The 22434-nt window shown below is 49.2% G+C and carries 20 protein-coding genes; 18 read left to right on the plus strand and 2 right to left on the minus strand.

Translation table 11 applies throughout. The features are described 5' to 3' along the window. The first annotated feature begins 197 nt into the window (after positions 1 to 197). Both bfmR and bfmS read left to right on the plus strand, forming a co-directional pair. Positions 198 to 914 (plus strand): response regulator transcription factor BfmR, encoded by a 717-nt coding sequence (gene bfmR / locus ACT6PV_RS03645; protein ID WP_010115106.1) that lies wholly within the window; start codon positions 198 to 200, stop codon positions 912 to 914. Between the two features lie 46 nt (positions 915 to 960). Next, the gene (gene bfmS, locus ACT6PV_RS03650) at positions 961 to 2589 is read left to right on the plus strand and encodes a sensor histidine kinase BfmS (RefSeq protein WP_445115126.1); all 1629 of its coding nucleotides are present in this window, start codon (positions 961 to 963) and stop codon (positions 2587 to 2589) included. Between the two features lie 170 nt (positions 2590 to 2759). On the opposite strand, the gene ACT6PV_RS03655 is transcribed toward bfmS, so the two are convergent. After that, a complete protein-coding gene (locus tag ACT6PV_RS03655) occupies positions 2760 to 3116 on the minus strand; it encodes a hypothetical protein (protein WP_445115127.1) in 357 nt (118 codons plus the stop codon). 793 nt (positions 3117 to 3909) lie between these two features. Here ACT6PV_RS03655 and ndhC point away from each other — a divergent pair. The 15 genes from ndhC to ACT6PV_RS03730 all read left to right on the plus strand — a co-directional run bounded on the left by ndhC (position 3910) and on the right by ACT6PV_RS03730 (position 20641). Continuing rightward, a complete protein-coding gene (ndhC, locus tag ACT6PV_RS03660; protein WP_445115128.1) occupies positions 3910 to 4458 on the plus strand; it encodes an NADH-quinone oxidoreductase subunit A in 549 nt (182 codons plus the stop codon). Between the two features lie 5 nt (positions 4459 to 4463). Then, complete coding sequence (locus tag ACT6PV_RS03665; RefSeq protein ID WP_445115129.1) at positions 4464 to 5141, plus strand: NuoB/complex I 20 kDa subunit family protein; 678 nt, start codon at positions 4464 to 4466, stop codon at positions 5139 to 5141. Between the two features lie 86 nt (positions 5142 to 5227). Beyond that, positions 5228 to 7015, plus strand: coding sequence for an NADH-quinone oxidoreductase subunit C/D (nuoC, locus tag ACT6PV_RS03670; protein WP_445115130.1), 1788 nt, complete (start codon positions 5228 to 5230; stop codon positions 7013 to 7015). 14 nt (positions 7016 to 7029) lie between these two features. Beyond that, positions 7030 to 7539 carry an NADH-quinone oxidoreductase subunit NuoE gene (nuoE, locus tag ACT6PV_RS03675; protein ID WP_445115131.1) on the plus strand — a complete coding sequence of 170 codons (510 nt, stop codon included), beginning with the start codon at positions 7030 to 7032 and terminating at the stop codon, positions 7537 to 7539. Continuing rightward, positions 7536 to 8870 (plus strand): NADH-quinone oxidoreductase subunit NuoF, encoded by a 1335-nt coding sequence (gene nuoF, locus ACT6PV_RS03680; RefSeq protein WP_445115132.1) that lies wholly within the window; start codon positions 7536 to 7538, stop codon positions 8868 to 8870. The genes nuoE and nuoF overlap by 4 nt, the downstream gene beginning before the upstream one ends. An 11-nt stretch (positions 8871 to 8881) precedes the next feature. Then, positions 8882 to 11566: an NADH-quinone oxidoreductase subunit NuoG gene (nuoG, locus tag ACT6PV_RS03685; protein WP_445115133.1), complete on the plus strand. Its 2685-nt coding sequence runs from the start codon at positions 8882 to 8884 to the stop codon at positions 11564 to 11566. 2 nt (positions 11567 to 11568) lie between these two features. Beyond that, positions 11569 to 12585: an NADH-quinone oxidoreductase subunit NuoH gene (gene nuoH / locus ACT6PV_RS03690; RefSeq protein WP_445115134.1), complete on the plus strand. Its 1017-nt coding sequence runs from the start codon at positions 11569 to 11571 to the stop codon at positions 12583 to 12585. Positions 12586 to 12601: 16 nt separating this feature from the next. Beyond that, entirely contained in the window at positions 12602 to 13144 is a 543-nt protein-coding gene (nuoI, locus tag ACT6PV_RS03695) for an NADH-quinone oxidoreductase subunit NuoI (RefSeq protein WP_445115135.1), read from the plus strand. Beyond that, a complete protein-coding gene (gene nuoJ, locus ACT6PV_RS03700; RefSeq protein WP_445117019.1) occupies positions 13144 to 13665 on the plus strand; it encodes an NADH-quinone oxidoreductase subunit J in 522 nt (173 codons plus the stop codon). The genes nuoI and nuoJ overlap by 1 nt, the downstream gene beginning before the upstream one ends. Next, positions 13665 to 13973, plus strand: coding sequence for an NADH-quinone oxidoreductase subunit NuoK (gene nuoK, locus ACT6PV_RS03705; RefSeq protein ID WP_445115136.1), 309 nt, complete (start codon positions 13665 to 13667; stop codon positions 13971 to 13973). Before nuoJ ends, nuoK begins: the two co-directional genes overlap by 1 nt. Then, the gene (nuoL, locus tag ACT6PV_RS03710; protein ID WP_445115137.1) at positions 13970 to 15859 is read left to right on the plus strand and encodes an NADH-quinone oxidoreductase subunit L; all 1890 of its coding nucleotides are present in this window, start codon (positions 13970 to 13972) and stop codon (positions 15857 to 15859) included. Before nuoK ends, nuoL begins: the two co-directional genes overlap by 4 nt. 1 nt (position 15860) lies before the next feature. Then, positions 15861 to 17471, plus strand: a complete 1611-nt coding sequence (gene nuoM, locus ACT6PV_RS03715; RefSeq protein WP_445115138.1) for an NADH-quinone oxidoreductase subunit M — start codon at positions 15861 to 15863, stop codon at positions 17469 to 17471. Between the two features lie 3 nt (positions 17472 to 17474). Beyond that, complete coding sequence (nuoN, locus tag ACT6PV_RS03720) at positions 17475 to 19031, plus strand: NADH-quinone oxidoreductase subunit NuoN (RefSeq protein WP_445115139.1); 1557 nt, start codon at positions 17475 to 17477, stop codon at positions 19029 to 19031. Positions 19032 to 19150: 119 nt separating this feature from the next. Next, the gene (upp, locus tag ACT6PV_RS03725) at positions 19151 to 19786 is read left to right on the plus strand and encodes a uracil phosphoribosyltransferase (RefSeq protein ID WP_445115140.1); all 636 of its coding nucleotides are present in this window, start codon (positions 19151 to 19153) and stop codon (positions 19784 to 19786) included. Positions 19787 to 19861: 75 nt separating this feature from the next. Continuing rightward, complete coding sequence (locus ACT6PV_RS03730; RefSeq protein ID WP_445115141.1) at positions 19862 to 20641, plus strand: hypothetical protein; 780 nt, start codon at positions 19862 to 19864, stop codon at positions 20639 to 20641. A 61-nt stretch (positions 20642 to 20702) separates the two neighbouring features. Here the strand turns inward: ACT6PV_RS03730 and gigC are convergent, their stop codons facing one another. Further along, a complete protein-coding gene (gene gigC / locus ACT6PV_RS03735) occupies positions 20703 to 21587 on the minus strand; it encodes a LysR family transcriptional regulator GigC (protein ID WP_445115142.1) in 885 nt (294 codons plus the stop codon). An 85-nt stretch (positions 21588 to 21672) separates the two neighbouring features. Here gigC and ACT6PV_RS03740 point away from each other — a divergent pair, with 85 nt between their 5' ends. Then, the gene (locus ACT6PV_RS03740; RefSeq protein WP_445115143.1) at positions 21673 to 22434 is read left to right on the plus strand and encodes a ferredoxin--NADP reductase; all 762 of its coding nucleotides are present in this window, start codon (positions 21673 to 21675) and stop codon (positions 22432 to 22434) included.

Raw genomic sequence — 22434 nt, forward strand, 5'->3', positions numbered from 1 at the left:
AGAAGCCTGAATGAAACAGGGGATGGGAAAAGTAGAGAAAATTCAACAATTAATAAAAGTATAACAAAACGCAACGCTCATGTATCAGTTTGGTGAAAAGGGTCTTGTTTACAATGTAAACGTGTGTATATTGCAATGCATAGCGTATTGAATCTGCGGACTTTATGCAGTAACCATAGCAAATACAGGGGCAAATTATGAGCCAGGAAGAGAAGTTACCCAAAATTTTAATTGTTGAAGATGATGAACGTCTTGCACGTCTGACTCAGGAATATTTAATCCGAAATGGGCTGGAAGTTGGTGTGGAACCGGATGGCAATCGCGCAATCCGCCGTATTATTGCAGAGCAGCCGGATCTGGTGGTGCTGGATGTGATGTTGCCTGGCGCAGATGGCCTGACCGTATGCCGTGAAGTCAGACCGCATTATCATCAGCCGATTCTGATGCTGACCGCACGGACCGAAGACATGGACCAGGTGTTGGGTCTTGAAATGGGTGCGGACGATTATGTGGCCAAGCCGGTGCAGCCACGGGTGTTGCTGGCACGGATTCGCGCATTGCTGCGCCGTACCGATAAAGCGCCTGAGGATGAAGTGGCGCAGCGTATCGAATTTGACGACCTGGTGATTGACAATGGTGGCCGTTCGGTCACGCTGAATGGTGAACTGGTTGATTTTACCAGTGCTGAATATGACCTGTTATGGTTACTGGCCTCCAATGCCGGACGTATTCTTTCCCGTGAGGACATCTTTGAGCGCCTGCGTGGCATCGAGTATGACGGTCAGGACCGTTCAATTGATGTGCGTATTTCACGGATCCGTCCGAAAATCGGGGATGATCCTGAAAATCCGAAACGCATTAAAACAGTACGCAGTAAGGGTTATCTTTTTGTTAAGGAAACCAATGGGCTGTAAGCTGATTCCGGCTTAGGCAGCCTATTCCTTTATCAGGGAAAATCATGTGTTAAAACACAGCATATTTCTGCGTATTTACGCAGGACTCGTTATTCTTGTATTTCTGGTGGCGATTTTTGGATATCTGCTGGTTCAGATCATCAACTATCAGCGTGCGCAGGAATATCGTGAATCACTGACTGACGGTATTTCCTATGTCATCAGCGAGGGCGTGGCAAGGCAGCAGACGCATCAGCAGAAAATGGACTGGATTTCGGATGCTGCGGATTTGCTGGAACTCCCGATTTATTATCTGGATACCCATAAAATTGATTTGTCACGTACTGAACAGAAGCGCATAGAAAATCAGAAAGCCGTGGTTCGTTACGATGCTGAACAGGGGGTTGCCTATCTGGTGATTGGGATCAGGAACGACCCCACACATTATCTTTATATCAAAATTGATGCCATCGGCGAACGTCAGATGAAGGCATTGCCGGTCTTTATTCTGGATTATCTGGTGTACTACCCGGGCCAGGAACAACAGTATCTGGAAAAAATCCAGCAGCACTTTTACTATCCGGTCAGTGTTCGGAAAACTACAGAAATGAATCTGGATTCTGAACAGATTGGCAGGCTGCGGGCAGATCAGAGCGTTATTTTATACCGGGACAGTGCAACAGAGCGGGGCACCACCATCTCCATTGTTTCTCCGATGTCCAATGTGCCGGGGTCCGTATTGGTGATGGGGCCGGTTCCCATGTTCAACTGGATGCCATTCAAACTGGCCGCCGGAATTACCCTGCTCAGTATGTTCCTGCTCAGCCTTGGTGTTTACGGTCTGATTGTTCCCATTCAGCGCAAGGTCCGGCAGGTCAATGATGCACTGGATGTCATGAAGACCGGGGATATGTCCATCCGGGTTCCTGTGGAGGGATATGACGAAATGGCCAGCCTGGCCTCCAGTTATAACAGCATGTCGGATCATATTCAGCGTCTGATTGAAGCACAGCGGGAGCTGATGCGGGCGGTATCGCATGAGCTCAGGACCCCGGTGGCCCGGATTCGTTTCGGTATGGAAATGCTGGCGGATGAAGATGAATATGAACACCGTATGCATCAGATGGAAATGATCGATAAGGATATTGAAGCACTGAATACCCTGATTGATGAGATCATGACCTATGCCAAGCTGGAACAGGGAACGCCTTCACTGGATTTTGAGAACATTGTGCTGGTGGATGTGCTGCAACAGGTGGCTGTTGAAACCGAAGCCCTGAAAACCCAGAAAATCATTGATCTGAAACCGCTTTCGACCAATGTCACGGTGGATGCTGAAAGACGTTATCTGCATCGGGTGGTACAGAACCTGGTGGGCAATGCCGTCAGATACTGTGATCATCGGGTGAAGATCAGCGGTGGTGTCAATATTGTCAGCGGCATGGCCTATGTCTGTATAGAAGACGATGGACCGGGAATCCCTGAGGAAGACCGTGAACGGGTATTTGAGGCATTTTCCCGACTGGATGACAGTCGTACCCGGGCTTCAGGCGGTTATGGACTGGGCTTGTCAATTGTCAGTCGTATTGCCTATTGGTTTGGCGGGAAGATTGAAGTGGATCAGAGTCCGGAACTGGGCGGTGCACGTTTTACCATGTCATGGCCAATGCAGCGATTTAAAAAGAAAAAAGTCTGAGGCTGGATATTGTTAATAAAAGTATGGATAAAAAATCATCGGTCAAAGAGCGCGATGATAGCAAGTTGGTGAAAGAAGCCGGTAAGGCAAGCGTTAAAAGCAAATAAACATGTATCCAAATAATCAAAGCGCCTGTCAGGCGCTTTGATTATTTTTATGTTGCTGAATGTTTATTCGTAGCTGGTGGCATCCGGTTCCATAATGCGCTTGCCGTCTTTGAGTGCGCCCAATGCATCTGTATTAAAATCAATTAACAGGCTGTTCTGTTCAGCATCAATTTTATAGCTGCTGATGATTTTTTTATCGCCATTGATGGTCTCAATGGTGTATTCATCGGCAATATTCAGAATTCCCTCAAGATTGGTCGTGGTCGATGCCAGGTCATGACGGAATATTTCATAAATATCACGCAGGTCAAAAATGGCATTACTGGCATCAGGATGCTTTTTGACATACCCCTCAATGTGGCGAATTAACAGCTGTGCAAATAAAAAATAATTGGGTTTATGTGCATAGTTCAGGTTCATGACTGTTGTACTCCGTTCTTATTGGCTTAAGCATACACATGAAACCGGGCTGAATTGTATAAAGTTAATTAATGCGTGTTATTGAAGCGTGTTGTTGAATTGAAGATCCAGTAAAAATATCGGTATATGGCATGGGGCGGGGCTGATTTTCATATCGGATCTGGTGGGGTTGCGGTATTCGCTGGTTTCTGAAATGGTCTGACTGTAACAGGGTCTGATTGCAACCGGGGCTGGAAGTTCTGTGAGATGAGAGCTTTATTTTTTGGCAATATGCGTTGAAAAATGATTACAAATATCATAAATCGAGAATTTGTAGTGGTCTTTTTCCTGGGGGAAACCGGGGTTTTTTAAAATTTTCAGGTCAATTACTGAACATTGTTCGTGCAAAGTGTAACAAAATATAAATGGTTATTGGCAATCCGGACAGTCGGTGGGGTGAAATGAAAAGTGTATGACAGGTGTCTGTCTGAAAAGTCGGTGCTGTTGGATTGGTCCGGTTTAAGTGACTGATTTATGATTCATAATGTGGCAGCAGTAAAAAATGTTCGGAAAAAATCATCATGAATCACCCGGGGATTTGGTAAAGCGATTACAGGGTGCCATAATCGCCTGAAATCACGTGAATAACCGGTTTTGATTAAAAAATCACCTGAAAGACTTTACCCCGTAAACTAGCAACAGAAATCATAAATCAGGTACAATTGTCTGGAATTTATTTTATGTCTGGCATATTTAAGCGCCAATACATAGATTTCTCTGTTAAATAAATAGGCCTGCCAGGAGTTATCCCCGCATGAGTGCCATTACTCCATACGATTGGGCAATTATTGCCTTCGTGATCGGTGTTACATTTCTGTGTGTCTTTATGCTGACTGTTCCCTTACTCCTCGGTGGTAAGGCGTGGGGGCGTGCCAAGCAGGAACAATTTGAGTCAGGTGTGGTCAGTGCCGGTGGTGCACGCATACGGTTGTCTGCAAAATTCTATCTGGTCGCCATCTTTTTTGTCGTGTTTGATCTGGAAGCGCTCTATCTCTATGCATGGGCCAATACAGTACGTGAAACCGGCTGGATTGGCTTTACAGCAGCTGCGATATTTATTCTGGTGTTACTGGCTGGTCTGATTTATGAGTTTTCGACCGGTGCGCTGAACTGGGCTCCTTCGGATCGTCGTAAGGCAGCAGGGATTAAAGCTAAAGTCGGTTCACCGAATATGGACCTCGCAGAAATTACCCGCTTCAATTCCATTGAAGAGCTGGTGATGGACCCTACAGGACAGATTCCTGCCCAGTCATCCGGTCGTGTGAAGAACAAAACACTGACCACGACATCTGATAAGGAGTAACCGGGATGAAATATACGCTGACCCGCGCGAATCCAGAAGCCAGCCAGTATCCGCTTCAGGAACGTCAGATTGTGACGGATCCACTGGAAGAAGAAGTCAATAAAAACGTGTTTATGACCCGTCTGGAAGATGTCATGCATAACGTGGTCAATTGGGGGCGTAAAAACTCAGTCTGGCCATTTAACTTTGGCACATCCTGCTGCTATGTGGAATATGCCACAACCCTGACCGGAGTACATGACCTGTCACGCTTTGGTGCCGAGGTGATTCGTGCGTCGCCGCGGCAGGCCGATCTGATGATTGTTGCAGGAACCTGCTTTGTCAAAATGGCGCCGGTCATTCAGCGTTTATATGAACAGATGCTTGAACCGAAATGGGTCATCTCCATGGGGGCCTGTGCAAACTCCGGTGGTATGTACGATATTTATTCCGTGGTGCAGGGCGTTGATAAAATTATTCCGGTAGATGTTTATGTGCCGGGTTGCCCGCCACGTCCGGAAGCACTGACGCAGGCGCTGCTGTTGCTGCAGGATCAGATTCAGCTGGAACGGCGTCCTCTTTCTGCCGTGATCGGTGATGATCTTCAGCCGGTGTATAAGCCGAAGATGATGCCGGAACGTGAGCGTAAGAATGCTGAACGCATTGCGGTGAAAAACCTGCGTTCCATGGATGAAATTAAGTAATTGTCCCCGATGAATGATTGACATATCGAGTGGATATGGTCATCGGGAAAAATGACAGAATTTGTATTAAATAGGAAGCCAAGCCAATGGCTGAAACAGAAATTGCTATGCCAGAATCGGTACCTGCCGATTCCCGCCCTGCATTTGCCATTGTAGAAGATCTCAAAACCAGGTTTGGTGAGAATTTCTACGTGCAACCGACTTGTGAAAATTTTCCGACCGTCTGGGTTGAACGCGCACGGGTACAGGATGTTCTGATGTACCTGCGTACGGTATCACGTCCCTATGTGATGCTGTTTGATCTGTCTGCTGTGGATGAGCGCCTGCGGACCCAGCGTGATGGCTTGCCTGCATCGGATTTTACGGTGTTTTATCACCTACTTTCGCTGGAACGTAATAGCGATATTCGTATTAAAGTGGCGCTGAATGAGTCCGATCTGAATATTGCCACGGCAACGACGATCTGGCCAAATGCCAATTGGTATGAGCGTGAAGCCTACGACATGTTCGGGATCAATTTTGATGGACATCCCATGCTGCGTCGGATTCTGCTGCCAACCTACTGGGAAGGCCATCCACTGCGTAAGGAATATTCGGCCCGTGCCACAGAATATACGCCGTATATGCAGGACAGGGCAAAACAGGATTTTGAGCAGGAACACCTGCGCTTTGTTCCGGAAGACTGGGGGCTGAAACGCGGCAATGCCGATGAAGACTTCATGTTCCTGAACTTAGGCCCTAACCACCCGTCTGCACATGGTGCTTTCCGTATCATTCTTCAGCTGGATGGTGAGGAAGTCAAGGACTGCGTACCGGATATCGGTTATCACCACCGTGGTGTGGAGAAGATGGCGGAACGTCAGACCTGGCATTCATTTATTCCCTATACCGATCGTGTGGACTACCTGGGCGGTTGTGCGCAGAACATGCCCTATGTGATGGGCGTGGAACAACTGGCAGGGATTACGGTGCCCGACCGTGCACAGTGTATCCGGGTTATGATGTCTGAATTATTCCGCATCAATAACCACTTGCTGTACATCGGTACGGCAATCCAGGATGCCGGTGGGATGACACCGGTATTTTATATGTTTGCTGACCGTCAGAAAATTTATGATGCGATTGAGGCCATTACCGGCTTCCGTATGCATCCGGCCTGGTTCCGCATTGGTGGAACGGCGCATGATCTGCCGAATAACTGGCAAAAACTCATTCGGGATATTCTCGAATGGATGCCGAAACGCATGAATGAATATTACACCGCAGCACTGAAAAACTCGGTATTTATCGGCCGGACCCGTAATGTGGCACAGTATGATGCAAAATCTGCATTGGCCTGGGGTGTGACCGGTACCGGATTGCGTGCGACCGGTATTGATTTTGATGTGCGTAAGTACCGTCCATATAGTGGTTATGAAAATTATGACTTTGAAGTGCCGCTTGAGTATGAAGGCGATGCCTATGCCCGTGTACTGGTTCACTTCCATGAAATTAATGAGTCACTGAAAATTGTAAAACAGTGCCTGGACAACATGCCATCCGGCCCATATAAGGCCGATCATCCACTGGCGGTACCGCCACCGAAGGACAAAACCCTGCAGGATATTGAAACCCTGATCACTCACTTCCTGAGTGTGTCATGGGGGCCTGTCATGCCGGCAGGAGAGTCCTCTGTCATGGCTGAAGTGGTGAAAGGGGCGTCCAACTATTATCTGACTTCAGATAAGTCAACCATGAGTTACCGGACCCGAATTCGCACACCGACTTTTACGCACCTGCAGCAAATTCCTTCCGTGATTAACGGCAGCCTTGTTTCAGATCTGATCATTTATCTGGCCACCATTGACGTGGTCATGGCTGACGTGGATCGCTAAGGGGTAAACGCATTATGATGATTTTGACTGATAAAAAACCACGTGTGCATGTTGAGGGGATTCTAACCCCTGATGAGATTCATGAAATTCAGCATCACATTGGTCACTATCCTTACCCACGTGCAGCCTCACTGGATGCACTGAAACATGTGCAGCGCCGGAATGGCTGGGTGGATGATGCACAGTTGAACGCTATTGCCCAGTTGCTGGAAATCAGCACCGCTGAGCTGGAAGGTGTTGCCACCTTTTATAACCGGATTTATCGCCAGCCGGTCGGTCGACATGTGATTTTATTATGTGACTCGATTGCCTGCTTTCTGATGGGGGCAGAAACCCTGGCAGAAGCGTTTCAGCGTGAACTGGGTATCCAGTATGGTCAGACCACCGCAGATGGGCGTTTTACCCTGCTGCCGATTTGCTGTCTGGGGAATTGCGACAAAGGTCCAACCCTGATGATTGACGAAGATACCCACGGCCTTGTGGATGTGGCATCAGTGAAACAGTTACTGGAGAAGTATGTATGAATACTGAACCAAAACCAATTTATGGCGACGGCAACCCGGAAACTCATCCACTGACGTGGCGTCTGAGTAAACAGGAACATGTCCGTAGCGTGGATGATTACGAAGCACTCGAAGGCTATGCTGCCCTGAAAAAAGCAGTTGGCATGCAACCGGCAGAAGTACTGGAAGTGATTAAGGCCGCAACGGTAAAAGGCCGTGGTGGTGCCGGCTTCCCGGCAGGAATTAAATGGTCATTGATGGCGCCGAATGATCATTCCGGTGCCCGTTACCTGATCTGTAATGCCGATGAAATGGAGCCGGGGACGTTCAAGGACCGTCTGCTGATGGAACGACTTCCGCATCAGCTGATTGAAGGAATGTTGATCGCAGCCTATACCCTGGAAGCAACGCAGGGTTATATCTTTATCCGTGGTGAATATATTGAAGCGGCTGCTTATCTGAATCAGGCACTTGAGCAGGTCCGGACCAAAGGCTATCTGGGAGATAATATTCTCGGGACCGGCTGGAGCTTTGATCTGCATGTGCATACCGGAGCAGGGCGTTATATCTGCGGTGAAGAAACGGCATTAATCAACTCGCTGGAAGGCCGCCGTGCCAACCCGCGGACCAAGCCGCCATTTCCACAGGTGGCGGGTGCCTGGGGACGTCCGACGATCGTCAATAATGTCGAAACTTTCAATAACCTGCCGGCCATCATGCTGCGGGGCCCTGAGTGGTATATCAGTCTGTCGGCAGATAAATCCAAGGATCCGGGCACCAAAATTTATGGTGCGTCCGGTAAGGTGAAATTCCCGGGATTATGGGAGCTTCCATTTGGCACCACGGCACGTGAAGTGATTGAAGAGCATGCCGGTGGTATGCGTGATGGCTTAAGCCTGAAAGGCTGGTTGCCGGGCGGTGCATCGACTGACTTCCTGACGGCCGATCATATTGATCTGCCCATGGATTCAGACAGCATGATGAAAGCCGGTTCACGGCTGGGAACCTGCCTGCTGATGGTATTTGATGAAAATCAGTGCATGGTTTCAGCTACCCGTAATCTGGAAGAGTTTTTCTCACGTGAATCCTGTGGCTTCTGTACGCCGTGCCGTGATGGTCTGCCCTGGAGTGTCAAGGCGCTGCGGGCACTGGAAAATGGTCAGGGGAAAATGGAAGACATTGAACACCTGTCCGAGCTGACCAGAAAGTTATGGATCGGCAAGACCTTCTGTGCCCATGCACCCGGTGCAATGGAACCTTTACAGAGTGCACTAAAATACTGGCGTAACGAGTTTGAGGCAAAAGTGACGGATCGTCCGGTTGCCCAGCCCAGCCACACAGAACAAGCTTAAGGAATTCGACTATGGCTACAATTCATGTCGATGGAAAATCGTACGAAGTCAGCGGGTCTGAAAACCTGTTGCAGGCATGTCTGTCTCTTGGCATTGATATTCCGTATTTTTGTTGGCATCCATCGCTGGGCTCTGTGGGTTCCTGCCGTCAGTGTGCGGTGATTCAGTATGCAAAACCTGAAGATACCCGTGGACGGCTGGTGATGTCCTGTATGACACCTGCAGCGGATAATACCTATATTTCAATTGAAGATAAGGAAGCAGTGGACTTTCGTGAGTCCATTGTTGAGTTCCTGATGACCAACCACCCGCATGACTGTCCGGTCTGTGAAGAGGGTGGGCATTGTCATTTACAGGACATGACCGTCATGACGGGACATGACCGGCGTCGCTATCGTTTTACCAAACGGACGCATCACAACCAGGAACTGGGTTCATTCATTGCACATGAAATGAACCGTTGTATCGCATGCTACCGTTGTGTGCGTTATTACAATGATTATGCAGACGGAACCGATTTCGGTGTCTATGGCGCTGCATCAAACGTTTACTTTGGCCGCCCGGAATCAGGCACGCTGGAGTCCGAGTTTTCCGGTAACCTGACTGAAGTCTGTCCAACCGGGGTATTTACCGACAAAACCCATTCAGAACGCTATAACCGTAAATGGGATATGCAGTATGCGCCAAGTGTCTGCCAGGGCTGTTCTTCGGGGTGTAACATCTCTCCGGGAGAACGCTATGGCGAGCTGCGCCGGGTGGAAAATCGTTTTAACGGTGAAGTCAATCAGTATTTTCTGTGTGATAAAGGCCGTTTTGGTACCGGTTATGTCAACCTTGCTGACCGTCCGCGTCAGCCGCAGTTCCGTTCAGATGGTTCGGTGACGACCGTATCTGTCGACCAGGCACTGGATCAGGTCATTACCCTTATCCAGGGCAAAAAAGTATTGGGTGTCGGTTCACCGCGTGCCAGCCTTGAAAGTAATTTTGCCCTGCGTGAATTGGTTGGGCCTACACATTTCTCAACCGGTTTATCCACCAAAGAACAGAATCTTGTGGAACTGGCAGCTTCCATCATGCAGACCGAAGGGGTGTATAACCCGGGCATGCGTGAAATTGAGTCTTATGATGCGGTACTGATTCTGGGTGAAGATTTGACGCAGACAGCACCACGTATGGCTTTGTCTGTACGTCAGGCTGCAAAGAATAAAGCAAGGGAAATGGCGGCAGAACGCCGTACCCAGGATTGGCTGGCTGAACCTGTGCGGCGTATTGCGCAGGATGAAAAATCTCCGGTTTATATTCTGGCGACTACACAGACCCGTCTTGCGGATATCGCAGCCGGTGAAGTGGTTGCATCCCCCAATGATATTGCCCGACTGGGTTTTGCTGTTGCAGCCGCAGTGAAAGGTGAAGCAGTGGCGGGTCTGGATGATGATGCAGCAGCATTTGCACAGACCATTGCCGATACGTTAAAAGCGGCGAAAAAACCGTTGATTATCTCCGGGACCAGTTTGCAGGATCCGGCTATTATGGAAGCGGCAGCTCAGGTTGCCCGGAATCTTGGTACGCATGCCGGTCTGACCCTGACTGTGCCGGAAGTTAACTCCATGGGTATAGCAATTCTGGGTGGTTTAAGCCTGGAACAGGCATTTGCCCAGGACTATGATGCCGTGATCATTGTGGAAAATGATTTATACCGCCGCCTATCGGCCGGTCAGGTCAATGCTGCACTGGCAAAAGCACAGCATGTGATTGTGCTGGATCATTCTGAAACAGCTACGCTGGATAAAGCGACTGTGGTTCTTTCAGCGGCGAGCTTTGCAGAGGGTGATGGCACCGTAGTCAGCCAGGAAGGCCGGGCGCAGCGGTTTTATCAGGTTTATGATCCGGGTTATTACAAGCCTGAATATGCGATTAAGGAATCCTGGCGCTGGCTGCATGCCATTGAAACCGGCATGAAGGGCAAGCCGATTTCCTGGACTCTGCTGGATGATGTGATTGAATCCGTGGCCGGCAATGTACCGGCGCTGGAAGCCATTCAGGATGTTGCACCGGATGCAGGTTACCGTATTCATGGGCTGAAAATCGCACGTGAACCACGGCGTTATTCAGGTCGTACCGCAATGCGGGCGCCAATTTCCGTGCATGAGCCGAAACAACCGATTGATGTGGATTCGGCACTGACTTTCTCAATGGAAGGTTATGTCGGCCCACAAAAAGCCTCTTCACTGATCCCATTTGCATGGGCGCCTGGCTGGAATTCACCACAGTCCTGGAATAAATATCAGGATGAAGTCGGAGGTCACTTAAAGGGGGGTGATGCCGGTGTCCGGTTATTTGACCGGTTGCCGAAACGCCCGGCACGCAGTTATGTGGCACCTGCTGCATTGCTGGCTAACCCCGAAAGTTTCCGTCTGGTCCCGATGCATCATATTTTTGCGTCGGGTGAGTTCACGCTGAAAACACCGGCCATGCAATCCCGTATTCCCGCAGCAGCTTTTGCCGTGGGCGAACAGGATGCAGCACGCTTAAATGTGCAGGATGGGCAGAAAATTACGGTGAAAGCAGGAGAGACTTCCATCAGTCTGCCTGTACAGGTGATCGAATATTTACCGACGGGGTATATTGGTTATCCGGTGGGGCAGGCCCCAACTGTGTCGCTGACTGAGCCTGTCTCTGTTGCGGTGGGAGTGTAAACATGAATGAATCTTTACGCGCCCTGCCGACATGGGCACAGGACTGGCCGGTGGCCTATGCCGTGGTACAGGCCGTTGTTATTTTGCTTGCAGTGGTTTTAATGGCTGCGTTGATGTCCTTTATTGAGCGGCGTTTACTGGCTTTATGGCAGGACCGTTATGGACCCAATCGTGTCGGTCCGGGCGGGATGTTCCAGATTGTTGCTGACATGCTGAAAATCATGTTCAAGGAAGACTGGACACCAAAATTTGCCGATAAACTGACGTTCCGACTGGCTCCAGCGGTGGCAATGGCCACTGCGGTGCTGTCATTTATGGTGATTCCGGTCAGTCCAACCCTGGGGGTTGCAGATCTGAATATCGGACTGTTGTTCTTTATGGCAATGGCGGGTATTGCTGTGTATGCGGTGCTGTTTGGCGGATGGTCATCCAATAACAAATATGCATTGCTGGGGGGCTTGCGTTCTGCGGCTCAGACCATTTCCTATGAAGTCTTCCTGGGGATTTCCCTGATGGGCGTCGTGGCCATTGCCGGCTCTTTCAACCTGCGTGAGATTGTGGAAGCACAACGGGATATGTGGTTCATTGTGCCTCAGTTCCTGGGCTTCATGATTTTTGTGGTGGCAGGGGTTGCGGTCACACACCGTCATCCATTTGACCAGCCGGAAGCAGAACAGGAACTGGCCGAAGGTTACCATGTGGAATATGGTGGCATGAAATGGGGGATGTTCTTCGTGGCTGAATACGTCAACATCATCCTGATTTCTGCATTGATGGTGACTTTGTTCTTTGGTGGCTGGCTGGCGCCATTCAACCTGGACATTCCATTTATTCCACCGGTATTCTGGTTCATTGTCAAAACAGCATTCTTTATGATGATGTTTATTCTGGCCCGTGGTTCCCTTATGCGTCCACGTTATGACCAGGTGATGAATTTCGGCTGGAAAATTTGTTTGCCACTGGCGTTGGTTAACCTTCTGGTGACTGGTGCTGTGATTTTGATCAATCAGGCGGCTTAGGCACAGGGAGTATAAAATGTATAAAATTCTGGCTGGAGTCGGATCAATTATTCGGACATTGTGGATGGTGTTTACCCATGCCACACGTAAGCGTGACACAATCCTGTATCCTGAAGTCCCGGGCGAACAGATTGTACCGCCACGTTATCGCGGCCGTATTGTGCTGACACGTGATCCGGATGGAGAAGAGCGCTGTGTGGCATGCAACCTGTGTGCGGTTGCCTGTCCGGTGGGCTGTATTTCATTACAGAAAGCTGAAAAGGAAGATGGACGCTGGTATCCGGAGTTTTTCCGGATTAATTTCTCACGCTGCATTTTCTGCGGAATGTGTGAAGAAGCCTGCCCGACCACTGCCATTCAGATGACCCCGGACTTTGAGCTGGGTGAATATGTACGTCAGGACCTGGTTTATGAAAAAGAAAACCTGCTGATTTCCGGTCCGGGCAAATATCCCGATTATAATTTCTATCGTGTTGCCGGTATGGCAATTGATGGCAAGGGCAAAGGACAGGCACAGCGTGAAACTGCCCCTGTTGATGTACGGAGCTTATTACCATGATGTGGCCATTTTATCTGATGGCACTTGTGGCCATTATTGCAACGATTCGTGTGGTGACCAATGCAAACCCGGTTCATGCACTATTAAGCCTGATCGTTTCATTACTGGCAGTTGCCGGTATTTTCCTGACCATTGGCGCTCCTTTTGCTGCGGCACTTGAAGTGATTGTCTATGCAGGTGCGATCATGGTGTTATTTGTCTTTGTGGTCATGATGTTGAATCTTGGTCAGCATACGGTGGACCAGGAGCGCAAATGGATGACATCGGAAACCTGGGCCTATCCGGCACTGCTGAGCTTTCTGTTGGGTCTGAGCCTGGTGTGGATGCTGTCTCCGGAGTATACCACCCGCGGTGTGATGCTCGGCACTGAAATGGTCGGTCCCAAAGCAGTGGGCCAGGCGCTTTTTACACATTATTTATTGCTGGTTGAAGTTGCTGCAATGCTGTTGCTTGCGGCACTGGTCGCAGCATTTCATCTGGGCAAGCGTGAACCCGCTGCAGAAGAAGAGGAAAGAGAATAATGGGCAACATTCCTTTGGAACATGGTCTGGTCGTTGCGTCCATCCTTTTTGCACTCGGTTTCTATGGGGTGATGGTAAGACGGAACCTGTTATTTATGTTAATGAGCCTTGAAATCATGATGAATGCAGCGGCGCTTGCATTTGTTGTTGCAGGCAGTGCATGGGTGCAGCCGGATGGACAGATTATGTTCATTCTGATCCTGACACTTGCCGCGGCAGAGGCGTGTATCGGTCTTGCGATTGTTCTTCAGTTCTATCATCGCTTCCATCATCTGGATGTGGATGCTGCCAGTGAGATGCGCGGATGAGTTACTTATATTGCACAATTTTATTTCCGCTGATTGGTTTTATTCTGCTGGCAGCGGGTCGGAATAAATTTTCTGAATCTGTTGCCGCAGTCATAGGTGTGGGTTCAGTGGGACTGTCTGCATTATTTGCATTGATTGCCGGTCTGGAGTTCAGCAGCAGCGGTCAGCAGTACTTTGCTCAGCATCTGTGGACATGGTTCAATGTCGGTGGTTTTGCGCCGGGTATCAGTCTGCATCTGGACGGTCTGTCATTGCTGATGATGGGCATGATTACCGGTGTTGGTCTTTTAATTCATATTTTTGCATCCTGGTATATGCGTGGCGAAGAAGATTTTGCACGTTTCTTCTCTTACTTTAACCTGTTTGTTGCAAGCATGCTGGTGCTGGTGCTGGCGGACAACCTGGCGTTATTATTCCTGGGCTGGGAAGGTGTGGGGCTGTGCTCCTATCTGCTGATCGGTTACTACTATCAGAACCCGGCAAATGGCATGGCTGCCATCAAGGCATTTACCGTGACCCGTGTGGGGGATGTATTTTTGCTGATTGCATTGTTCCTGATCTATCAGCAATTTGGTACGCTGCATATTGAAACCATTGTGACGCATGCGTCACAGGTGATGACACAGAGCTCCTCACTGACCCTGTGGACGGCACTGATGCTGTTTCTGGGTGCTGCCGGTAAATCTGCACAGATTCCATTACAGACCTGGCTTGCAGATGCAATGGCTGGTCCGACACCGGTTTCAGCACTGATCCATGCGGCGACCATGGTAACCGCAGGTGTTTACCTGTGCTGTCGTATGTTCTCTGTATTTGAGCTGGCGCCTGAAGTGATGCAATTCATTTCAATTACCGGTGCGGTAACCTTACTGGTGGCAGGTTTTGCAGCATTGGTACAGACCGACATCAAACGGATCCTGGCGTACTCCACCATGAGTCAGCTGGGTTATATGTTTATGGCCGTGGGTGCAGAAGCCTATCAGGCCGGTCTGTTTCACATGCTGGCTCATGCGTTCTTCAAGGCATTATTATTCCTGTCTTCCGGTGCGGTGATTCTTGCTTATCACCATGAACAGAATATTTTCAAAATGGGCGGATTACGCAAAAAAAATCCATTCCTGTTTGCCTGCTTCCTGATTGGCGGTGGCGCATTGGCTGCCATTCCATTCATTACCATCGGTTTCTTCTCAAAAGATGCGATTCTGGGCGCTGTATGGGCTCAGGGACAATCGGTTGCGCTGTATCACAGTTTATACTGGGTGGGTGTGGCTGGAGCATTCCTGACCTCAATCTATACCTTCCGTCTGATCTGGGTAGTATTTTTCGGTGAAGAGAAAACGCCTTATCATGAGATTAAGGGAGCGACCTATTGGGCGCCACTGGCGATTCTGGCCGTGCTTTCCACCGGTCTGGCATATTTCTTAAAAGCGCCGGTGATGAATATGCTGAATACGGCCCGGATTCCTGATTTTGTGATTCCTGAAGCGCTTGAAGCAGGCGTACACAGTGCTGAATATACCGCAGTCGGTATTGCACTGGCGGGTCTGGTGGTCGGTATTGTGCTGTTTGCATTTGCCTATCATGCGATAAAAAGCTTTGCAGCAACGTCATTCGGGGCAGGGCTTGTCAATATCTGCCGCAATGCATTCGGTTTTGACGCCCTGTACAATATTGTATTTGTGCAGCCATACCTGTTACTGACCCGAATTTCCGGTCGTGATCCGGTGGATCGTCTATGGCTTGTATTGCCGGCAATTGTCAAAGGCGGCAACCAGTTTACAAGTGCACGTCAGACCGGTTCATTACGTGAGTACGCTTCCAGTATGTTACTGGGGGGCGTGGTCCTGCTGATGTTGCTGATTGTGACTCAGGTCGTGGGGAAATAAGATGGAAACAACAAACAATTTAATTTTGCCCGCATTGGTTCTGATTCCATTCATTGCAGGTTTCATCTGCTGGCTGGTCGACAAAATTGACGATCATTTACCGCGTTATATTGCATTGGCCGGTATGCTCATTACCCTGGCACTTACGCTATTGCTGTGGCATCACGGCGGTTTCAGTTATGAACTGGGCCAGAGAGCACCGAGCTGGGCTGCAGAATTTCATTTACCATGGATTAAATCGCTGGGTATCAGCATTCATCTGGCGCTTGATGGTCTGTCCCTGCTGATGGTGGGGCTGACTGCACTGCTGGGTGTATTGGCGGTGGGTTGTTCATGGGGTGAAATCCAGAAAAATGTTGGTTTCTTCCATCTGAACCTGTTGTGGTCACTGGGTGGTGTAATCGGGGTATTCCTTGCCATCGATCTGTTCCTGTTCTTCTTCTTCTGGGAGATGATGCTGGTGCCGATTTACTTCCTGATCGCCCTCTGGGGGCATAAAGGTGCAGATGGTAAATCGCGTGTTTATGCAGCAACTAAATTCTTCATCTACACCCAGGTGGCGGGTTTAATCATGCTGATCGGTATTCTGGGCCTGGTGGTTTATGGCTACATGATGACCGGCATGATCCGTTTTGATTATAGTTATCTGCTTGCCGTGGCCAATACACTGGATACGCAGGCACCACACATCGCTTATGCATTAATGATCTGTATGTTCATTGGTTTTGCAGTCAAGCTGCCAGTTTTCCCCTTGCATGGCTGGTTGTCGGATGCACATGCCCAGGCACCTACCGCCGGTTCTGTTGATCTTGCGGGGATTCTGATTAAGACAGCTGCTTATGGTTTATTGCGTTTTGTGATTCCATTTTTTCCGGCTGCCTCTGCACAGTTTGCAGATATTGCCATTGTTTTCGGCTTAATCGGGATTTTCTACGGGGCATGGTGTGCTTTCCAGCAAACCGATATGAAGCGCCTGCTGGCTTATACGTCAATTTCGCATATGGGCTTTATTTTACTGGCCCTGTATGCCGGTAATATTCTGACCTTCCAGGGACTGATGATTATGATGCTGGCCCACGGTCTGTCTTCTGCGGCACTGTTTATTATGTGCGGTCAGGTTTATGAGCGTCTGCATACCCGGGATCTGCGTCTGATGGGGGGGATCCGGGGGCAGTTCCAGTATCTGTCATTTTTCCTGATGTTCTTTGTTGCAGCCCTGGTCGGTATTCCGGGCCTGGGGAACTTTATTGGTGAATTCCTGATTCTGATGGGTTCCTTTAAAAACTTCCCGGTATTTACTGTATTGGCTGCAGTGAGCCTGGTTTTTGCAGGTCTTTACGGTTTAATTCTGATTCACAAAGCATTATTCGGTACGCCGGATGAAGAACAGAAGCAACATTATCAGCATCCGTTAAAGGACCTGAATGCCCGTGAAACGCTGATTCTGCTGATCTGTGCCTTTGGTCTGGTGTGGCTGGGAATTTATCCGCAGACTTTCCTGGATATTTCCAGTTCGAGTATGGGGTGGATTGTCAACAGTTATCTGCCGGTCCAGGAAATCGTTGATGCTACTCAACAGGTCGTGACCCAACAACATGTGGAGATCCAGTAAGCCATGAACTTCACACTTTCTCTTTCTGAGCTTATGCCGCTGGCGCCTGTTATGATTGTGGCCCTGACTGCGATTGTGGTCATGATTCTGACCGCAGTCAGGCGCAGCCATAATTTAATTGCAACAGTATCTGTGGTGGGGCTGAACCTGGCCGTCATCAATATTGTACTGGTGATGTTCGGTGGTATCCATGCATCACCCAATGTCATGGGCCTGTTCACGATTGATTCATTTACCCTGCTGTATCAGCTGATCATACTGATTGCTGCACTGGCCTGCTGTACACTGTCACATGCCTATATTGAAGGCTATCGGGATCATCGTGAAGAGCTTTATATCCTGATGCTGATTTCCGTGGCCGGGGCAATGCTAATGGTGACCAGTTCCCATTATGCTTCGTTCTTTATCAGTCTGGAACTGATGTCCATTCCTGTGTATGGCCTGCTGGCCTATACGCATCAGCGTGCCGGATCGCTGGAAGCGGGCATTAAGTACCTGGTGCTTTCTGCCACAGCATCTGCCATGTTGCTGATGGGGATGGCCTATGTCTATGCCTACACCGGAACATTGTCGTTCAGCAACTTCCCGGGCTTATATGGCAACCAGCTGGCCCAGGCCGGTCAGATTACTGATCTGAAGGATTTTGTGGATCAATTAAAGCTGTTCTTTGTACAGCCGATGATTCTGCTGGGCATGGGTCTGATGATTATGGCCATTGCCTTCAAACTGTCGCTGGCTCCATTTCATAAATGGACACCGGATGTGTACCAGGGCGCACCTGCACCCATTGCAACTTTCCTTGCGACTGTTGCCAAGGTGGCGACCATTGGTCTGATGGTTCGTTTTCTTCTGACATCAGGGGTCATGCTGGTGCCATCAACGGTTACCCTGCTGACTGTGCTTGCAGTACTGTCCATTGTGGTCGGTAACCTGCTGGCGGTACGTCAGGTCAATCTGAAACGGATTCTGGGTTATTCCTCCATTGCGCATTTCGGTTATTTGCTGATTGCCCTGATCAGTCTGACTTATGCCAGCCTGGGAAGTGTCAGCGTTTATGTCATTACCTACACCCTGACCACCATTGGTGCTTTTGGTGCGGTTGCGTTAATGTCCAGCCCATACAATAATCTGGATGAAGCTGAATCACTGGCGGATTACCGCGGGCTGTTCTGGCGTCGTCCGGTATTGACTGCGACCCTGACCGTGATGATGCTGTCATTGGCGGGTATTCCACTGACTGCCGGATTTATTGGTAAGTTCATGGTGGTGCTTGCTGCCGTGACGGCAGAACACTGGTTGCTGGCAGCCATGGTGATTGTCGGCAGTGGGATCGGTTTGTATTATTACCTGCGGGTCATGGTGGTGATGTACATGACGCCACCGGACAAACCACGTATTGATGCGGTTGATCACTGGGGGCAGAAAGTCGGTGGATTGATGGTGCTGGGAGCGGCTCTACTGGTCCTGCTGATCGGTATTTACCCGGACCCGATTATTAACCTGGCTTTAAAGTCAGAGATTCTGTCACCGATGCATTCCATTCTGAGTCAGCAGCATTAATCATCCATAAGATGATGCGTGTAACAAAAAAAAGCCCTCATGGATTGAGGGCTTTTCTTTTTCAGGTAAAAAACCTTTATAATTATTAAAATTTACTTTTATGTTTCAGGTGTCCATTCGTGCCTATCCAGGAAATTCAGCATCCACTTATTCGTCATAAGCTGGGTTTATTGCGTCGTGCAGAGATCAGTACCAAGAATTTTCGTGAACTTGCTCAGGAAATCACCATGCTGTTGACTTATGAAGCCACTAAGGACTTACCTGTCTGTGATCAGGATGTCGATGGCTGGGCAGGTAAGGTCACGGCACAGCGTATTGCAGGCAAGAAAATTACAGTGGTTCCCATCCTTCGGGCCGGTATTGGTATGCTGGAGGGTTTTTTAAACCTGATTCCGAGTGCGAAAGTGTCGGTACTGGGGCTGGAGCGTGATGAGGAAACACTGGAAGCCCGGACCTATTATAAAAAACTGGTTCCGGATGTTCAGAACCGAATAGCCATGATTATTGACCCGATGCTGGCGACGGGAAGCTCATTGGTCGCGGCGATAGATGCCCTGAAAGCCAGTGGTTGTAAGGACATTCGGGTCATGGTACTGGTTGCTGCACCTGAGGGCATTGAAAAAGTTGAACAGGCCCATCCTGACGTGACCATATTTACCGCTTCGATTGATCAGGGGCTGAATGAGCATGGCTATATTGTTCCCGGGCTGGGGGATGCCGGTGATAAAATTTTTGGCAGTGTGCAAAAAGACTGAAGTTGAGCAGGATTGGAGGAAGCAATAATATGCTTCCTTTTTTTAAGTTGACTTGAAGAATAATGAGAACAAAAAATGTTTCATAAGGGGACAGTCCAGAGTTATGACCCGAGTCTAAAATCGGGAAAAATTGTGCTGAATGACAGTGAGCAGGTGCTGATCTTCCTGGAAACAGACTTTCCCAGAAGTCGGCTGGCACCTCAACTGGGGGAGCGCATCAAGTGTCTGATTACGGAACAAAATGGTGAATATCGGGCAAATTATGTGGTCCGGCTCGATTTTAAGAATGTGATGGAGGATGATGAAAACAATATCGTCCATCAAACTGTGGATACTATGTTGGGACTGCCACAGGATCAGCAGCAGGATCCTGCACCGAATGCAGATGCCGCAGTTGCACAGTCAGCCACAGATACAACAGCAACACAATCTGGAACACTGCAGAAACCGGACACAGGCAGCCATTTCAGCAAAGTATTTGCCGGTGTTGGCCACCCGGGAAAATCAAAACTGCGTTCCTCCTACCGAAAAATAAAGACCCGGGTAGCCTATCGGATTTACAGCAGGGAAAAGTCGCAGCTGCACCGGAGGACAGGATCGATTATTCCGCCCTGGCTGCCGGCAGGTGGTCTCAGTCTGTGTATTGCGGTGTATCTGGGGCTATATGGTTATGACCAATACCGGAAATATCAGCAGGAGCAGGAGGTCAAACTGCAGCTATATATGCTGGAACAGCAACGGAGAATTGCTGAACAGCGCCGTGCGCAGGGGAAATTACCGGATCGTATTTTATCTGAAAAAAGCCTGGATGAATTGCTGGGGAAAGATCGGAACAGGGCTGCTGAATCGCATTAGGATCATTTCTGTTTTATATGTTGCACACCGTTTTAGCTGCGTTTGCTCTGAATCCACTCAATTAAACCTGCTCATTGCAGAATTGCATAAAGGCTTTCAGGCCGGGCCCCTGGTATTTTTGTCGATGCACCAACATAAATAACGGACGGGTCAGCTGCCAGAACGGCGTGTCCAGGATAACCAATTGGTGTTTTTCCCTTAAGGGTTCAATGGCGAGCCTGGAAATACAGGACATGCCCAGGCCGCCTGCGACGATTTTCAGAATGGCTTCATTGTGCCCCAGTGTCAGACGAATAGTGGCATCCTGTAAGTCCTTGAGTATGGCATTGTCAAAAACTTCACGGGTGCCTGAGCCTTCTTCACGCAGAATCCATTCGACCTGCTGAAAATCACTTGCTTGCAGTGGTGTGTCCAGTAAAGCCAGTGGATGGTTCGGCGAACAGCAGACTGCAAGTTCATCATTGCGCCAGTGAATACATTGCAGCTGAGGTAAGTGACAGGACCCTTCAATCAGCGCCAGATCAAGCTGAAACTGATTGACCGCTTCAATCATCTGACGGGTATTGCCCACCTGAAGCTGTAAATGTGCCTGAGGCTGACGCTGTAAAAAATCAGCCATCAGATCGGGCATCAGATAATCACTGATGGTCAGTGTGGCCCCGATACGCAGGTCGACGCTCTGTAACTCGCCTTTGGCGGCCTGTTCAAACGCTTCACAGCGACCTAAAATTTCCAGCGCCTGAGGCAGCAGGAAACGACCCAGGTCATTTAACTGTAAACGTTTTCCCAGACGGTCAAACAACGGTGTCCCCAGCCCATCTTCCAGGTCAGCCAGCGCCATGCTGGCCGCACTCTGGGTCAGTCTGACGGCATCACTTGCCCGGGTGACAGTGCCTTCCTGGGCAACTGCAACAAAAACAGCCAGCTGGCGTAAAGTCATGCGCATGGATACTGCCTTAACATTTAAAAAATATTAATAAATTATGCTGTCATGCTACCATGAGCAGTATCTTCCACGCCACGCAGAAATCATGCCAATTGAAAAATTCAGTAGGGAAAAGGTATTATCAGTACATCGCTGGACCGGTAATTTATTCAGTTTTACCCTGACCCGACCGGCACATTTTAAGTTCAGTGCCGGGCAGTTTGCACGTATTGGACTGAAAGTCGGTGATGAACTGGTGGTACGGGCTTATTCCGTGGTTTCCTCACCATTTGATGAAAAGCTCGAGTTTTTTTCAATTGTGGTGCCGGATGGCGCATTTACATCGAACTTGCAGCATTTAAAAGTTGGTGATGAATTGTATCTGGAAAAAATTCCCTACGGATTTTTAACACTGGCCCGCTATCAGCTGCCGCTGCCTCAGGATTTATGGTTACTGGCGACTGGTACCGGTCTGGCGCCGTTTATTTCCATGCTGCAGGACTTTGACACCTGGACAAAGTATGCCCGGATTTATCTGGTTTACAGTGTCCGGACCCAGTCAGAACTGGCCTATGTGGAGCGTATTCAGCAGATTGCAGCAACATTTGGTGAAGGACATGGCGGTTTCAGATTTATTCCGGTGGTTACCCGGGATCCGGATGCAGCCCTGCATGAGCGTTTACCTGTATTGATCAGTAGCGGGGAACTGGAACAGGCTGCAGGTGCTGAATTTAATCCGGCTACAACCCATGTCATGTTATGTGGTAATCCGCAGATGGTGGATGATACCCGTGCGGCACTGAAAGCCCGTGGCCTGAGCATGAATCGTCGTGGCGAGGGAAATATAGCGGTGGAGAATTACTGGTAG

The sequence above is a fragment of the Acinetobacter sp. WZC-1 genome, assembly GCF_052544965.1.

What these genes read in the sequence shown, in the direction of transcription:
- ndhC (WP_445115128.1), top strand. Translation starts at nt 3,910, where the DNA reads ATGAGTGCCATTACTCCATACGATTGGGCAATTATTGCCTTCGTGATC.
- bfmR (WP_010115106.1), top strand. Translation starts at nt 198, where the DNA reads ATGAGCCAGGAAGAGAAGTTACCCAAAATTTTAATTGTTGAAGATGAT.
- ACT6PV_RS03655 (WP_445115127.1), bottom strand. Translation starts at nt 3,116, where the DNA reads ATGAACCTGAACTATGCACATAAACCCAATTATTTTTTATTTGCACAG.
- nuoN (WP_445115139.1), top strand. Translation starts at nt 17,475, where the DNA reads ATGAACTTCACACTTTCTCTTTCTGAGCTTATGCCGCTGGCGCCTGTT.
- nuoH (WP_445115134.1), top strand. Translation starts at nt 11,569, where the DNA reads ATGAATGAATCTTTACGCGCCCTGCCGACATGGGCACAGGACTGGCCG.
- ACT6PV_RS03730 (WP_445115141.1), top strand. Translation starts at nt 19,862, where the DNA reads ATGTTTCATAAGGGGACAGTCCAGAGTTATGACCCGAGTCTAAAATCG.
- ACT6PV_RS03740 (WP_445115143.1), top strand. Translation starts at nt 21,673, where the DNA reads ATGCCAATTGAAAAATTCAGTAGGGAAAAGGTATTATCAGTACATCGC.
- nuoC (WP_445115130.1), top strand. Translation starts at nt 5,228, where the DNA reads ATGGCTGAAACAGAAATTGCTATGCCAGAATCGGTACCTGCCGATTCC.
- nuoG (WP_445115133.1), top strand. Translation starts at nt 8,882, where the DNA reads ATGGCTACAATTCATGTCGATGGAAAATCGTACGAAGTCAGCGGGTCT.
- nuoI (WP_445115135.1), top strand. Translation starts at nt 12,602, where the DNA reads ATGTATAAAATTCTGGCTGGAGTCGGATCAATTATTCGGACATTGTGG.
- ACT6PV_RS03665 (WP_445115129.1), top strand. Translation starts at nt 4,464, where the DNA reads ATGAAATATACGCTGACCCGCGCGAATCCAGAAGCCAGCCAGTATCCG.
- nuoJ (WP_445117019.1), top strand. Translation starts at nt 13,144, where the DNA reads ATGTGGCCATTTTATCTGATGGCACTTGTGGCCATTATTGCAACGATT.
- nuoM (WP_445115138.1), top strand. Translation starts at nt 15,861, where the DNA reads ATGGAAACAACAAACAATTTAATTTTGCCCGCATTGGTTCTGATTCCA.
- gigC (WP_445115142.1), bottom strand. Translation starts at nt 21,587, where the DNA reads ATGCGCATGACTTTACGCCAGCTGGCTGTTTTTGTTGCAGTTGCCCAG.
- nuoE (WP_445115131.1), top strand. Translation starts at nt 7,030, where the DNA reads ATGATGATTTTGACTGATAAAAAACCACGTGTGCATGTTGAGGGGATT.
- nuoL (WP_445115137.1), top strand. Translation starts at nt 13,970, where the DNA reads ATGAGTTACTTATATTGCACAATTTTATTTCCGCTGATTGGTTTTATT.
- nuoF (WP_445115132.1), top strand. Translation starts at nt 7,536, where the DNA reads ATGAATACTGAACCAAAACCAATTTATGGCGACGGCAACCCGGAAACT.
- nuoK (WP_445115136.1), top strand. Translation starts at nt 13,665, where the DNA reads ATGGGCAACATTCCTTTGGAACATGGTCTGGTCGTTGCGTCCATCCTT.